The sequence below is a fragment of the Desulfovibrio gilichinskyi genome (assembly GCF_900177375.1).
Taxonomy (GTDB): Bacteria; Desulfobacterota; Desulfovibrionia; order Desulfovibrionales; family Desulfovibrionaceae; genus Maridesulfovibrio; species Maridesulfovibrio gilichinskyi.
Map to the genome: position 1 here is coordinate 482,021 of NZ_FWZU01000002.1, position 14,579 is coordinate 496,599.

The window sequence follows — 14,579 nt, forward strand, 5'->3', positions numbered from 1 at the left end:
TGTTAGCTTACGACTTCATTTTCTTAATTTATAAATTTGATGAAACATAATGTAAAAGATTGCTGGCTGTTTCAAATCGGCCTTTGCTTTTGCAGATGGATATAAGTTTTAAGGTTATTTCTCTGGCCTCGTCTTTATTTTGATCCGTCCAAAATTGTATTAAGGGCAAAACATCTGATATGTTGTTATGCGAGTTTGTTGAGTAATTCTGCAAATATTTAGTAATATCTGAAAGTTCAATGTTATTGTATGTGGTATGGCTATTTATTCTATGCTGGTTTGTAATGTTAATTTGCTTATCTTCAGTATGAATAAAAGCATTAAGTTGTTTTTTTAAATCTGAATTTTGCGTTTCTGCTGCGGCCGTTTCAAGCAGTAAAGACAGTCTTGCATTATTACCTGACAGCTCGTTTTTTAAATCTGCAACAATTGCCTTTAGATCTAAAAGATCGTCTTCTGAAATTTCCAGTCGTTTAGATATATCCTGCACAACTCCGGGAAAGATTTCTTCAGCTTTAAATTCTTCCGGCAATTTCAGTGGTGCCGGCGGCATAGATTTGAACACGAGATTGTAGCCGGAAAGCCACATGTGATCAAAAATTGTTGTATGCGGGTGGAGTTTGCGTCTGAATCCCGGGATTTTTACCTGCCCTACCCCTTTTGAGATTATTGACCAGATTTGTGCATAGTGGTCCATGGTTTCGGAGCAGCCAATTCCCAGCGCATCCGCCATGCGGCCTACATTCAGGTAATTTACGTAAAAATTTTCAGGACTTATCGGGTAAGATTCAGGGTCAAATTTACCGCTAAAGATAGAATCTGGTCTCATTCTGACCACTAGATCATATTTAAATCCGTGTTTTTTCTCATACCTCCTTTTAAGATCATTACAGGTTTTGATGTTGAAGAACATTTTGTACTGATTGAGTTCATCTACACTTGCTGGATTATGGCGAGCAATAATTGAATTTGTGAACCTCTCTTCATTAGATATAGTAACCCCTTGCGGGTTTAGTTCTTCCCTGATTTCATCAATGGAGATTTCTTCCGGTTCTGTATAATTTTGGGCGAATTGTATCAGTGAAGGAAATTTTTTGAAAAAATATTTTGAGCTTAAAGTCAGCACGCGCCCAGAAAAAATATTTGGTAAACTGCGTGCAAAGACTTTTGGACGCCAGGTAGGGGAAAAAATGTCAGAGGGGATGATGTCATGAGATTTGCCCCAACTGGCAATAAAAATATCGCAATCGCAGGACTCTGTGAAATATCCAATATTTTGTTTTAATTCGTCAAGACCGACTCTGAACTGCCCTGAAATGCATAAGGCCACGCGTGGTCTTTTTTTTATTAAAGGTTGTGTATTTTCGTCTGAGAGTGAAGAAGATATTTTTTGTAGTACTGCTTTATGGCGGCTGCGAATGGCCTGACTCACTTCATGGTTAACACTAGTTTTGTTAAAGAAAGCAACCAATCCTTCGAGTAAGGCAAGTTCCTTTTCACGATTTTCTAAGTGCCCGTAAAGTTGGAGCATGGCGAAGTAATAATCAAGTATATTTAAGGCCGGAATTATTTCCAGAATTTCTTTAACATCCGGAAAACATTTTTCCATGATAGACTTTATTTTTGAAAAAATGACCTCATGTACAACCTCTCCTGCTTTTATAGAAGATGAAATGTACTCATAGGCAGATTTTTTAGAAATAGAGAGGGCCTTGTCATACTCAATTGAGAATAACTCATTTTTGTCATTGAATAGTGTAGCCGCTTCCGCGGTAGCCTGCTTTTGGATATATGAATAATTATAACTACCGGCTACAGCCGACTTGTATGCCCAAAGCTCTTTAGATTCGGGAAAATGCTGTAATCCTTTTTCGAGAACTAAAAGAGCTAATTCCGCTTCACCGTTCTCGTTTAGCTTCAAGGACCAAAAAAGGTATTCATCAATTTGCATTAATTTAAAATCCATTTTCAAAAAATTAAAGCTTTGAAGTCATTGCTGTTGTCGCTATGTCCTGCCGCTCCGCTGTAATAAATTTTGGTAAAGAAGGTTTGTGAGTTCTATCAAATTCACTAAACAGTCTTAATCCATTAGCCAGGAGGGCATTCTGATGTTCCGGCTTGTCTCCGTGCAATGGGAGCATGGATAAGAACAGTAAGATACTGATAGGAGCTGCTTCTGCTGATTCACAGGTTTTTCCGCCTATGACAGACGAAATAAAAACATTTTGAGCCGCTTTCGAGAATTTGTCGTCGGGAAGTTCAAGCTGATATGAATAATTGTTCCCTTTCAAGGAAAACATATCCGCCTTGATAAAGTCATATCTACCTACCACAGAATGATATAATTTGGCAAAATCATAACGTAAATCGCCAAAAATACAGTGCTGTCCTTCAGAATTGAGACCTCTGGGGTCTATAACTTTAATAGTGCCATGCCTGAAATCATATAAGATATTGCTGAAGCAGAAATCTCCGTGCATCACACCTATGTCTGATGCGGATACTTTTGATATTTCAGCCGCCATCATGTGGGCAATGCGGTTAAGGCTTGGTACATTCTTACCGTTAATTTTCCAATCCTTATCAAGTTGAATGTTTCGTTCGTGCGCAAATCTATCCAATCTTGTTAACGTTTTGTCCAGGTAAAGACCGTTTGTAGCTGTAATCTCCTCGGAAGTCGGTTTATATTGGCGGCAAGCTGTTAAGAATTCATTACATGCTTCGAAAATATTTTCCCACAAAAACACAGGTAATCTGCCGAATACAAAAAGCTCCGATAAAGTCGATAAGTACAAATATTCAATCTTATACTCGTTAAAACCATTCTTTTCTCCGGTGCCTAGCAAAGCAGGAGTATAGCGGGTCAGAGAAGGCGGTATATTTTTGAACCATTGTGCCTCAGCGTGAATTTTCTGGGCTTTCTGTCCAGATTTTATAACTTCATGTTGTGTGATTTTCAGTGAGTTGAAGTTGCGTTCTGTCGTCATTAATGCTTTTGATCTGTAATATGTCTGCAAATGACCGAAATCCAGCCAGCGTCCGGTTTCTGTGGGAGCCAGAGCGCACTTTTCATTGTAGCGGTTTAAACATTCGCTGAATTTATTATTACACTGGCTCAAAGATTGAAGTAAAAAATAAGGATTGGAAAAACAAAAATAACCACTGAGAACTTCACGGGCAAAACCGCCGTTGGGCAGCCCTTCAATAAATTTAATACAATTGTTTTCGTTTTTTCTGTATTCAGCCCATGAGTAAAATGAGCCTGTTTTCCCGACAGAAAAAACATCGCTTTTATGTTGTGGTATCTCCCAGATAAGAGTGTCGCCATGTAAAATTCTTAAAGGCTCATCAAACGGGAGCATCAATGATAGACAGACTCGGAGAGCCTCGGTCAGTGTTGCAGAAGGTGCGGTCTCAATGACTTTAATGTTATTGTTTTTAAGATATTTTTTATCATCATCCATTATTTCAAAGTCATTAGGAAGCGATAGATATATTTGTTCATTATATTTTTTCAGAAGCTCAGCCTGATGCCGATAAAGTCTTTTATTTCCTGATACCAAAAAAGCGGCCGGTATTAATCCAATTTCAGATGCCAGTTCATGCCCTACGTATGCTCCGGATGTGATAAGAATCATAGCTCAGCTCCACTGGATTGCTGTGTGTATTGCTCAATAGAGTTTTGAATGAAAAAATCATATTCATCAGGAGTTCCGCAGAAAAACATTTTATCTTTTGGAATAATGTTGTAGCGAATTTTGCGCCCTGAACTGATTAAATAATTGTAAAGGGGTGCGACATACATTTCCCCGCCTTGCAGGTCTTTATTTTCGGTAGAAGACTGATGAGTTGCCGCTTCAAGAAAGTCACTGCATCTTGAAAAATGGTAGAGACCGTTCGAGCAAAGGTCTGAGATTCGCTGCTTTTCTGCGGTGTAAGCCACAAAATCAGCGTTGCGACTGTCCGGTTTTATGAACGACCAATGCTCTCCGTCATCATGAAAAACCTCAAGATATCCATCACAATTATCAAGCCACTCAGGGTAGCTGAATCCGGGAATAAATGAGTCAATATTGAAAATGGTTAATGGTTCATCACTTACTATGCCATTTGTTTCTAGTCCAATTCGTACGGTGTCGGCTTGTCCTCTTGTTGGAGAAGCGAGCACATGGAATATAGTTTTTTTAATCCCTAAGGTTTTGCACTGCTGTTTGACAAAATCAAAAGTATTACACTCGTCACGCATGATGAACATAAATGGGATTTCATCGAAATATTTATTAAAACTTTGCACAGATAACTCAAAAAGAGTTTTGCCGCCCGCTTCAAGCATATATTTAGGTTTAGTGTATCCTGCTTTTTTAAAGCGACTTGAAAGTCCTGCCATGGGGATTGTAATCATAGACCCGCCAACGCATGCTTATGCTCATTTTCAAGAGTGGTAATGATTTCTTCATACGACATAGATAAGAATTCAGATGGGCGGATAGCTTTATCATCAATGTAGTAACCTTCAGTTCCGCACCAAGGTTTGCCGACATGAATTTCATCAAACGGAATTTCATGCCGCTTAAGCCAGTCTAAAATTATAGGCAAAGTTTTTGCGGTAATTTTACCTACACTTTCGCTATGTGTACGCATATTGCGGCTGGTAAAAAGTATTATTTCAAACCCGTTTTTTTTATATTCTTTAAGCTGCTTAATAACGTCTTTGCGCGGGACAGCCTCTTCATAAGAAGCTTGCCCACTGACAGTGAGTGTTCCATCTATATCGAAGACCAAGCGTTTCATTGTACAATCTCGTGTCAAAATATTAATAAATATCTATACACATGCACAATCTGTACCGGGGGAAAATTTTGAATGGGCAGCTTGATAGAGCAGGGTTTGCCATAATCTCATAAACACACAGTTAAGCCGCTATTCTGATATAAGCAGGAGAAGCAAATGGTTTTACTTCAATTAGGATTTGAATGGGGTGTTGCTACTTTGTTTGGTGTATGGCTTTGATCTGCGTTGTATCCAAATCCGCAATATTGACAGGGTTATAGCTGTTACGATCAACATCATATCCAGTGCTATTGTCTGGTCGGGGTTTTGTACGCAGCCGGAATTTCCACCATTGGTAACTCCCAGCACCTGCGGGTCGGCTATGATACCTATTTGGGTGTTAGTGTCATATTTACCATTATCGAGGATGCTGAAATTAACCGTGTAGATTTGTCTGCTTGAAATTAAATCCGTGGAGGAAAGCACGTTTCCCGCTAAATCGCTCAAATACCATGTGCCGTCCGAATTTTCACCCTGATCCGAGTACGTGAACGTGATGTTTGTGGAATCCGTCAATTTTAACAGGGTGAGTCTTGAGACCGGTTTGGATATGGAATCACTAATGTCGACGGTATATGAAAATGAAACAGTCGCATCCGAACCGTAACGAACAGCGGTAAATGATTTGACCGGACATACCGATGATAGTTGTTCCTTTATTTGAAAACTGGTGCGGAGTTCGGATATGTCTAATATCGAGCTTGAACTTGAACTTATGACTACATCCGGGCTTTTGGAATAAATTTGTCCTATGGATTCAGATGGTTTGGTTAGATATGTGTCAAGATCCTCAGTCTTAATAATTTTTTCGATTACAATTGAACTATGTGCGCCTGCACTCCAACCGGAGAGAATGAATTCAGAAAGCCCATGGTGTGCATGGTTAAACCTGTCATCGGCCCAATCATAGGTATATCCCAGTCTGGTCCATGGGTACGTAGTGGTGGAGTTATTGTTTTCAAACCAGCCTTGGTAGGTCAGCTGTCCGCTGTCCCCGTCTTCTACTTTTTGGTTGCTGTCGAGGGTCAACATCCGGGATTTTTTCCAGGGATATTCGAGCTGGGCCTCGTGGTCTGAAGGATTTGGATCTGCGGAAGGGCGGAGTAAGTCCTCGGGTTTAACCCAGAATTCTACCAAAACAGTTTCGCCGGAATTGGGTTTTAAACCTAGTAATTGCTCCAGTCGTAAAACTCTTTCACTGTGCGTTTCAGGCCAGAATCCGTTGTCATGGAAAAAGTTTTTAAGCTGTGGAACGGCGGTAACCCATATAAAAGTGGTGTTGACTAGTTCATAGCTCATGCCTTCTGTCCAGTGCAATGTGTCGATAACAGTATTTCCAGTCCATGTGCAGACCAGAACATACGGTTGGCCGTTGATCTCTTTCCAGCTCAGTATCGCAGGGGTGTTCTTGGCATTAGGAGACGAAATACCTATTAGATTGCGCGATATTTTTTCATAATTGATCACTTTTGAGTCTGCAACAGCCTGATCAAAAAGTTCGTCAACGGACGCACACATGCCGGATATAGCCGTAAGCAGTATAAACAAAAAACCGAGAATTAAAGAACCGGTAACTTTCATTGTGGACAGTACCTCATTCACAATTCGCCGACGATTATGGCTGAACAAAGTAATTTTCTAAATTATCAGTGTCCACAGTCTGTTCAATCACTATGGTCGATCCGCCGAGTACTAGGAATTCAGACAACCCCACATGCCCGTTGTTGTGAAGATCATCAGCCCAGTCATAGGTGTAGCCAAGTTTAGTCCAAGGGTAGGGAGCTGATCCGCTGTAGCTGGTGGCATTCAGGTTTTCAAACCACTCTTTAAATGTATATTCGTGGTTTGGATCTCCCGCGCTGACATATTCATGAATTTTCTGGGAGATTTCTTGAACTTGGAATCGGCTTTTCTTCCAGGGATATTCAAGCTGTGCTTCATGATCGCTTGGTTCAGGATCAGCACTGGGCCTGAATAGATCAGATGGTTTAACCCAGAACTCTATGAATCGTACTTTGCCGTTGTCTTTGGGCAGTCCAAGTAATTGTTCAATTCTTAGAACTCGTTCTGCGTGTGAATCCGGCCAAAATCCATTGCTGCTGAAGAACATCTTTAACTGCGGACTTGCCGTAACCCATAAATTGTCTGTGCTTCCAAGAGCATATGTTTGGCCTGTTACCCACCCCTTACTTGAAATATAGGTTCCGGCCCAAGTGCATACTAATATATAGTTTTCTCCGGAAATTGATTTCCATTGCAGGACTGCGGGTATGTTTTTATTGTCTGGTGAAGATATTCCAACCAACGAGCGAGATATTTCCTCCGGTTTTGCGATTCTGGCATCTGAAATTGCAGCAGCGTACAAATTGTCTATTGAATCAGCGTGTACTGCTGATGGGGAAGCTGAAACAAATAAAAGAAACATAACCAGAAAACGATAATATATCACTCTTTGCATGATTTTTTGCTTCCTTCGAGTCATTCTGTAGTAGGATCAAGTCTTGTTAGTGCAGAAAAGGGTTATCAAATTAGACTTTTTTTAGCTACTGTTTTGCTTAGCGAAGGGGAGGGTACAAAAAAAGCTGGCTATCTTTCGATAACCAGCTTTGTTCTACCTAATGGTAGGCACGAGCAGCTTTGAACTGCTGACCCCTTGCATGTCAAGCACGGAAATTGTCTTGTAGTTGTTTATATTTATTCAGTTTTTGTTGTTAGACGTCAACATTTTTCGGTGGTGTTATAGGGGTGTTAACCCCATTGGTTGACCGTGTGGTTGACCATCCTTTTGACTGGAATATTTAAAAAATCATATTAATCTGTAAATTGTTTCTTACCTGTTGAAAGTCTCCTGACAGTTCTGTTTAGTGATACAGTAAAGGGTTCCTAATCTTGGTGCCGTAGGTTCGATTCTTGTCTTGCTCACCACTTCATCCAATAATACAATCCTGTGCTGATTATTTTGCTGCTTCGCATGGTAGTTCGATTTTTATAGCTGAAGCGTATATATCCTGAATGTCGCTAATTATGTTGTTGACAGTTTCTGTGAGTGTAGATTTATTCTTTAGTTTGAATGCGATGCCATTGAAGTGTTCACCTCGTTATTTATTCATATTTACAGCGCGATAAATAACAGCTCAAAATCAAAATATCTCTTTGAAAATGTTTGCTGAATATTGTTTTATTGCACCCATTCAATATTGACTTTAGGGAACTTGTGAGTATTTAGATTTTTATAAGTAGAATGGAGTACAAATGTTAGAAAGCTGGATGATTCTTATTGCTTCAATTATTTGTGAGGTTAGTGGCACATCGTGCCTTAAACTTTCTGACGGATTCTCCAAAATTATTCCCACTGTTTCAGTATTTGTCTTTTATGGTCTATCCATGTGGGGGCTTTCTGTAGTTCTTAAAAAAATGGACGTCGGTGTTGCCTATGCGGTGTGGTCTGGACTTGGAACAGCAATAGTAGTGCTGATCGGTATTTTTTTCTTCGGTGAAAGGATTACTCCGGTAAGATTTTGCTCTTTATTGTTTATTGTCATAGGGGTGATAGGTCTTAATTACTCTCCAGGAGCACAGTAATCCACCGGTACTTTTTCCCAGCATTTATAAACATACTCCTTTAATGTTTTGCCGAAATCAGAGAGGACCTGAACGGATTCAAAATCAGGTTTTACTCCGTTTAAATATTGCAGTACCAAATTTTCGCTACAGTTATATCCGGGACTGATTCCTGCGAAAAATAATCCAATCTGTTCAAATTTTTTGCACATTTCCGGTGTTGCAGAGTTGGCAAGAGGGAGCATTATCTGAATTGACGGAACACCATCAGCACGAGCCTTATAGAATTCACTTCTTACGTGTGAGAAAGTATCTCTCCCGTACGCTTGTACGACAATTGAAATCCAGCCTTCTTGTAATTCAGACTCAGTTATGATTCGTGGAGAGCCACTTTCTGTACCAGCAAAACTATTGTCTTCTGAAACTGATGGTTCAATTCCAGCGTGGGCATAAATGCTCATAATCATGTTGCGGTGATGTGGCGGCAGAAACACAGGGGCTTGATTTCGTGTTCCAAAATACTTGGTATAGCCCAAATTACCAATTCTCTCGATTTCGTTTTCTTTTTTATCCTTATGTTTTGAAGCTGCATTTAAAGCAAGAAATAAGCAATTTTCTGTAAATTCATCTCTTTGAAGCCCTCGCTGAGAATGAACATGATTAGTAACAGCATAGGCCGTAACAGCATAAACTCCTCTAGATTTAGCATTTTCCATAAGCAGTTCTGGCACTTTTGAAGCCCCAGGACTTCTGTAATGACCATCAATAACCACATAAGTGAGTTCCTCCACGGATGGCCCAAAAGCTTCTTTAATGAGAGCAAAATGCCCTATAAGCTCGCCATCTTCAGCCTCATAAACAACAGAAAACATATCCTTAGTTTCTATCATTTCACGAACAAGGTCAGGATAATAGATAGACTCACCAAACAAAACTTCACCATGCGCACGTAGAACAAGACGAGAAATATTTTCAGCATCGTCAGGAATAGCAAATCTTGTTGTATGAGTTGTACTGATTCGTTCCGTCCGTTTGCGTTTAGTATCCTCCTGAACTCTTTTCTCGAGAATATATTTTTCAAACGAAAGTTCACGCTCTCCGTTTTGACCTATAAAAACATGCAGATTATCCACCATCTGTTTCACCAAATGAAAGCTTAACCCTGTAGTGTCATTATGCTCGGACATCCTACGCACACAGTACTGCGGGAGTTTTTCCGGCTCTAATGGCAAACATAAACTTTTTATTTTAACTCCAAGCCCAGACGGTGTCCTCAAAAACAAAATATCTATCTCCTCGGCACTCCCACCAAAACCCATTTCAATTGAGTTAATGAGAGACTCCTCCACAGCAAGGCTGAGAGCTTGTACATCTTCAGGGCTAAAACCTCTTATTTTAGCACATTCACGAGCAGCAATAACAACGATTGAAATGGATGCTAATTGCGCAGGAATCTGGATTCCGAAAATTTTATTAGATATCATTATATAATCCTGTTTTAAAATTAGAACCATAGCCACTTAAAACATTGAGCGTGAGAAATAAAGTTATTTTATTTTTCTAGATGAATGTTTTTAAAGAGATCTCCTGCTGGCGACTTCAAAGTAAATTAATATTATTGAAATAAAGTTCGCTCGCGCATTACACATGCGTTGATCTAATCAGAAACAAAGCTCAAAATAATTCGAGTTGCAAAAAATATGTTTTTTAACTGCTTGAAAAAATCAATCAATTCAAGCGAAGTCCATTTGCTCTGCTTCGAACGTTAGGGAGAACCTTAAACAGCTGGCAAGAAGAAGTGGCCAGGATGTTTCGCTACACAAAAAGTAACGGAATAACAGAAGGCTTCCATCGCAATATGAAACTCATCCAAAGACGGGCATACGGCTTTAGAAACTTTGAAAACTATCGGTTGCGTGTGCGGGGTTTGTGCGGGTAGCCAAGCTAAAAATTAACGATTGGAAATTTGATCGATCGGGCATGCGCCTCTTTCTTTGGTGTAGACCCACAAAGGTTGACCGTCCGGTTGACCGTCCACAAAAAAAAGCTGGCTATCTTTCGATAACCAGCTTTGTTCTACCTAATGGTAGGCACGAGCAGCTTTGAACTGCTGACCCCTTGCATGTCAAGCAAGTGCTCTACCCCTGAGCTACGCGCCTATGTTCGTCTCAACGGAGTGGATTACTACTTGAGGGACTTATTTCTGTCAAGCATGAAATTTGTTTTTTTTAAAATCGTAGGCCGCTTAGAAAATAAACATTTCTTTTTGTACGGTTAGGGTGCTAAACATCAGCTTAGCTGGTTATATGTAAATAAAATCATATTTTACGAAGTTAATTGCTTATTTAGTCTTTTCTAAGAGATATCTCTTTGATAGTAAGGTCCTTATGAGTCTGCAGAATGAATCAAAAATATACAAGATAGGTCAGGCGGCAAAACTTGTCGGCTTGAAGTCTTACGTGTTGCGCTTCTGGGAAGGGGAGTTCGAACAGCTTGAGCCTATTCGCACGCCTTCAGGTCAGCGTTTGTATAATGAAGAGCACGTTAAACTTATCGCCCGCATTAAGGAACTATTGCATGATGAGGGGCTTACAATTGAAGGAGCGCGAAAGCGTCTGGATTCATTTGATCCGCAAAGTGAAGGTGAAAATGATGTAGCGGTTGAACAGGTTGAAAATGATCCTGTCGAAAATTTACCTTTATTTGATATTGATAATAATTCAAATAGATCCTGCAAATCTGAAATTCTTAAAGAAATTCATGCAGAGCTACTTGCTGTTAGAAAATTGCTTGATTATTAAATCCCGCCCTGACTATTTAATTCTTTACAAATCCAGATTCTTATCTAAACGAATTACCTACTTTACTGTGAATCAGGTGTGCTACTCGCCGCCCGGCCGCCAGCTTACGAACAGCGCGGGAACGTTCTGGTATCTCTGGAATGGAGATATAAACAGAATGCTATAAATGCAGCCAGAAAACCCGGCAGGATCGGCTCCCATGGTATTTTATAGAAGACAGGGATAACCATTGCAGCTCCATATAGGGTTGCAAAACAGGCGATGAACGACAGATAGAAAGATCTGGACAGTGCGCCAGCCGCAGCTATTACCATACCAGTCCAGAATATTTTTTCCGGTAAAATATGACCATAGTGTGTGTATACCTGCCATGAAATCAGCATGGTTCCAGTTGCCGCAATGGTTTCTAATATCGGCGAAAATTTGTTGCCGTTCATAAGCTGCATAACAGCGCGCGGAATTAAAAAACACGAATAGACGCAAAGGCTGAGTGAAAATGGGAATATGTAGAAGAAAGCTTCAGTCATGTATGGATAATCAGGGTTCGGGTGCAACATATTAGCAAGGAATCCCTGAAAATAAGCATAAAATAAAAAAGCTCCAATCAAAGTTGCTATGCTTGTCCATAAAATGGCCGATGGAACTTTTCGGTGCGGTTTGAGTGCAAATTTTTTAGCTACATAAAGCGGTAAGGCTACTCCGAATATGGCTAAGTGACCCAGGCAGAAGTATAATAGTGTTGGATCTTTTAATCTGGTTGCAAATCTATATCCTATCATTTCAGGCCAGTTACCTAAAAAGTGATCTAAAAATGACGGTAATTCAATCATAGTAAAAAGGTAGGCCGCATACATAATAATGGTTGTAAGGGCTAAAGCGCATTTTTTTTTCATGGGGATTAACTGCCTTATTTGAGAAATATTGGCAATAAAAATGATAAAATTGCTATTCATTCCTAGCTATGGAGAGGCAGTTCTTTATAAATTGTTATATTTATAGTTTGATTTTTTCCACTGACAGGATATCTTCAAAAGTATGACACCTTATTACAGAAAATAAGCAAGCAATTGTTGTTAAGTTATAATTTATAAACTGAAATTTATTAAAATAATTTTAAATGGAGGGTGCTCCTGTGAGTAAGCCGGTAAAAATAATCGGGATTGTTGCAGCAAGTTTAGTTGTTGTGATTGTCGCAGCTATGGTTCTTGCTACAATTTTAATTGATCCAAATGACTATAAAGATGAAATTTCTAAAGCTGTGCTCGACAAAACAGGTCGGCAGCTAACTTTTGATGGAGATATTAAACTTTCTGTTTTTCCCTGGGTCGGAGTCACTACGGCCGGAGTTAGTCTGTCTAATGCGCCGGGGTTTTCTGAAAAAAACATGCTCAGTCTTAAATCTGCGGATGTAAGTGTTAAGTTGCTTCCTCTTCTTTCGGGGGAGGTGCAGTTGCGATCTGTTGATATTGAAGATCTTGTTTTGAATCTTATGCGTAATAAAGCCGGAGTGACTAACTGGGCTGACCTGACAGGCAAAGAGACTGTAAAGAACAGCGGCGAAAAAGTAGCTGAATCATCAGCAGATGGCGCGAAAAGTGATTTGAATATTACTTTGGGCGGGCTTAAAGTTGAAAATGCTAAAATCGTGTGGGACGACCGCAAAGAGAATGTCAGGCAAGCCGTTGACGATTGTGATATCAGTATAGACGGATTTGTCCCCGGTAAACCGTTTAATTTTAAAGTACACGTTCTTCTTTCTTCCACAAAGCCTGAGATTGTGGCGGATACCAACACGTCAGGAACAGCAACGCTGTCTTCTGACTTTAAAGCTTTAGCTATTAAAGATCTTAAAGTTCTTGTGGATGCCAAAGGCGCAGCTGTTCCGGGTGGAAAAGGTCAGGTGTCGCTTTCAGGTGGTGCCGCTCTCAACCTTGTTGCAGGAACTGCGGATATTTCGAACCTTGTTCTTGAAACTTACGGCATGAAAGCCGAAGGAACCTTTAAAGGATCCGGCATCGGCAGCGACAAGCTCAAGTTTACCGGAGATCTTAATATCCCGGGATTCAACCTGAAGAGTACTCTTGAGCAGATGGCTATGGGAGTTAAAACTTCCAGTGATTCAGCTTTAACGGCCGTGGGCCTTAATCTGTCTCTGGATGGAACGGCAAAGTCCGTTGCTATTTCAAATTTATTGGTCAATCTGGATGAAACAACTCTTAAGGGAGCAGCCTCATTTGCCAACCCAGACCGTCCTGATATCACGTTAGCCTTAGATGTAGATAAGCTTAATATTGATAGCTATCTGCCACCATCCGAATCCGGTAAATCTGCCAAAGTAGAAACGAAAGAGACGAGTGGAGTGAAATCTGAAGGAAAAGAGGAATTATTTCCTGTTGAATTTTTACGTAAGCTGACTTTGAAAGCTGATCTCAGTGTTAAGCAGCTGATTGCCGGAAAGGCTAATTTAACAGATGTTATTATTGTTGCCAGAGCTAAAGATGGAATCCTGAATATTAAACCATTGTCACTTAATGCAGCAAAAGGTGCTTTTACCTCTGCAGCAGTTTTAAATGTCGCAGGCAATGTTCCGACAATGACATTTGCCGGGGCTCTTACCGGACTTGATGGAGAGGCTTTATCTCAAGAAATGACAGGTAAAGACAGCTTTTCCGGTAAGATGGGTTTTAATACCAACCTTGCAAGCAAAGGGAACGATATTAAAACGATTATTGCTAATCTCGATGGAAATCTAGGGTTCAAAGTTATGGACGGGTATGTATCCGGATTTGATATTCTGTTTTTAGCAGGAGATGCATTCTCAATTCTCACAGGTGGAGTAATTGGAAGTAGAAATAATAACAGAACAGAATTTGGAGAAGTTTCGGCAACTGCAAAGATCAATAACGGTGTTGCTGTTAATGATGATTTGGTTCTTAAGTCGCCTTTACTACGCGGAGACGGGGCAGGTAAAATGGATCTGAATAAGATGATCTTAGATTATGCGCTTGATACGAAAATTGTAGGATCTTTTGAGGGTCAAGGTGGTAAAAGCAGTAAAGATCTTGTCGGTCTGACTGTTCCGATTAATATTACCGGCCCTGTTGCAGATCCTTCTATTATGGTTGACTTGCCAAAGTTTGCAATTGTTCTTGCAAAGTCCGGTTTCAGTATTGTTGGAAATGTTCTTAAAGGAGTCGGCGGAGCGCTTGAAGGTTTTGAGAAGACTCTTACCGGTAAGGGCGCTCAAAAAGGTACAGCTGATCCTGACAAAAATCCTGTAAAAGAAATCGGCAATGCCATAAAAGGTTTATTTTAATTAGTATGTTGTACTTAATTTATTAAAATCATGTTAAGTAATCTTCTTTTATGTTTATGATTTTTAATGTT

The 14,579-nt window shown here is 40.0% G+C and carries 12 protein-coding genes and 1 tRNA gene; 4 read left to right on the top strand and 9 right to left on the bottom strand.

Going from position 1 to position 14,579, the window contains the following annotated elements:
* Positions 1–28: 28 nt before the first annotated feature.
* The 6 genes from B9N78_RS07075 to B9N78_RS07100 form a co-directional block, all read right to left on the bottom strand.
* A complete protein-coding gene (locus B9N78_RS07075; RefSeq protein WP_085100440.1) occupies positions 29–1,951 on the bottom strand; it encodes a DUF7796 domain-containing protein in 1,923 nt (640 codons plus the stop codon).
* 25 nt (positions 1,952–1,976) lie between these two features.
* Positions 1,977–3,638, bottom strand: a complete 1,662-nt coding sequence (locus B9N78_RS07080; RefSeq protein ID WP_085100443.1) for an aminoglycoside phosphotransferase family protein — start codon at positions 3,636–3,638, stop codon at positions 1,977–1,979.
* Positions 3,635–4,402 (bottom strand): glycosyltransferase family 2 protein, encoded by a 768-nt coding sequence (locus B9N78_RS07085; RefSeq protein WP_085100447.1) that lies wholly within the window; start codon positions 4,400–4,402, stop codon positions 3,635–3,637. Before B9N78_RS07085 ends, B9N78_RS07080 begins: the two co-directional genes overlap by 4 nt.
* On the bottom strand, positions 4,399–4,791 hold the full coding sequence (locus tag B9N78_RS07090; RefSeq protein ID WP_085100450.1) for an LNS2 domain-containing protein: 393 nt from the start codon (positions 4,789–4,791) through the stop codon (positions 4,399–4,401). Before B9N78_RS07090 ends, B9N78_RS07085 begins: the two co-directional genes overlap by 4 nt.
* 171 nt (positions 4,792–4,962) lie before the next feature.
* Positions 4,963–6,432 (bottom strand): hypothetical protein, encoded by a 1,470-nt coding sequence (locus B9N78_RS07095; protein ID WP_137982502.1) that lies wholly within the window; start codon positions 6,430–6,432, stop codon positions 4,963–4,965.
* 13 nt (positions 6,433–6,445) lie between these two features.
* Positions 6,446–7,288 (bottom strand): hypothetical protein, encoded by an 843-nt coding sequence (locus tag B9N78_RS07100; protein ID WP_085100456.1) that lies wholly within the window; start codon positions 7,286–7,288, stop codon positions 6,446–6,448.
* 794 nt (positions 7,289–8,082) lie between these two features.
* On the opposite strand from B9N78_RS07100, the gene B9N78_RS07105 reads away from it, so the two are divergent.
* The gene (locus B9N78_RS07105; protein ID WP_085100459.1) at positions 8,083–8,412 is read left to right on the top strand and encodes a DMT family transporter; all 330 of its coding nucleotides are present in this window, start codon (positions 8,083–8,085) and stop codon (positions 8,410–8,412) included.
* On the opposite strand, the gene B9N78_RS07110 is transcribed toward B9N78_RS07105, so the two are convergent.
* On the bottom strand, positions 8,391–9,875 hold the full coding sequence (locus B9N78_RS07110; protein WP_085100462.1) for an ATP-binding protein: 1,485 nt from the start codon (positions 9,873–9,875) through the stop codon (positions 8,391–8,393). The two genes, B9N78_RS07105 and B9N78_RS07110, sit on opposite strands and share 22 nt — an antisense overlap.
* A 227-nt stretch (positions 9,876–10,102) precedes the next feature.
* Between B9N78_RS07110 and B9N78_RS07115 the strand changes: the two genes are divergently transcribed.
* Positions 10,103–10,330 (top strand): transposase, encoded by a 228-nt coding sequence (locus B9N78_RS07115; RefSeq protein ID WP_281248172.1) that lies wholly within the window; start codon positions 10,103–10,105, stop codon positions 10,328–10,330.
* Between the two features lie 145 nt (positions 10,331–10,475).
* On the opposite strand, the gene B9N78_RS07120 is transcribed toward B9N78_RS07115, so the two are convergent.
* A tRNA-Val gene (locus tag B9N78_RS07120) sits at positions 10,476–10,550 on the bottom strand.
* 228 nt (positions 10,551–10,778) lie between these two features.
* On the opposite strand from B9N78_RS07120, the gene B9N78_RS18495 reads away from it, so the two are divergent.
* On the top strand, positions 10,779–11,192 hold the full coding sequence (locus B9N78_RS18495) for a MerR family transcriptional regulator (protein ID WP_085100465.1): 414 nt from the start codon (positions 10,779–10,781) through the stop codon (positions 11,190–11,192).
* Positions 11,193–11,296: 104 nt separating this feature from the next.
* Here B9N78_RS18495 and B9N78_RS07130 read toward each other — a convergent pair whose 3' ends face one another.
* Positions 11,297–12,085, bottom strand: coding sequence for a hypothetical protein (locus B9N78_RS07130; protein WP_085100468.1), 789 nt, complete (start codon positions 12,083–12,085; stop codon positions 11,297–11,299).
* 239 nt (positions 12,086–12,324) lie between these two features.
* On the opposite strand from B9N78_RS07130, the gene B9N78_RS07135 reads away from it, so the two are divergent.
* Entirely contained in the window at positions 12,325–14,508 is a 2,184-nt protein-coding gene (locus tag B9N78_RS07135; RefSeq protein ID WP_085100471.1) for an AsmA family protein, read from the top strand.
* Positions 14,509–14,579 lie beyond the last annotated feature (71 nt).

What these genes read in the sequence shown, in the direction of transcription:
- B9N78_RS07075 (WP_085100440.1), bottom strand. Translation starts at nt 1,951, where the DNA reads ATGCAAATTGATGAATACCTTTTTTGGTCCTTGAAGCTAAACGAGAAC.
- B9N78_RS07080 (WP_085100443.1), bottom strand. Translation starts at nt 3,638, where the DNA reads ATGATTCTTATCACATCCGGAGCATACGTAGGGCATGAACTGGCATCT.
- B9N78_RS07085 (WP_085100447.1), bottom strand. Translation starts at nt 4,402, where the DNA reads ATGATTACAATCCCCATGGCAGGACTTTCAAGTCGCTTTAAAAAAGCA.
- B9N78_RS07090 (WP_085100450.1), bottom strand. Translation starts at nt 4,791, where the DNA reads ATGAAACGCTTGGTCTTCGATATAGATGGAACACTCACTGTCAGTGGG.
- B9N78_RS07100 (WP_085100456.1), bottom strand. Translation starts at nt 7,288, where the DNA reads ATGCAAAGAGTGATATATTATCGTTTTCTGGTTATGTTTCTTTTATTT.
- B9N78_RS07105 (WP_085100459.1), top strand. Translation starts at nt 8,083, where the DNA reads ATGTTAGAAAGCTGGATGATTCTTATTGCTTCAATTATTTGTGAGGTT.
- B9N78_RS07110 (WP_085100462.1), bottom strand. Translation starts at nt 9,875, where the DNA reads ATGATATCTAATAAAATTTTCGGAATCCAGATTCCTGCGCAATTAGCA.
- B9N78_RS18495 (WP_085100465.1), top strand. Translation starts at nt 10,779, where the DNA reads ATGAGTCTGCAGAATGAATCAAAAATATACAAGATAGGTCAGGCGGCA.
- B9N78_RS07130 (WP_085100468.1), bottom strand. Translation starts at nt 12,085, where the DNA reads ATGAAAAAAAAATGCGCTTTAGCCCTTACAACCATTATTATGTATGCG.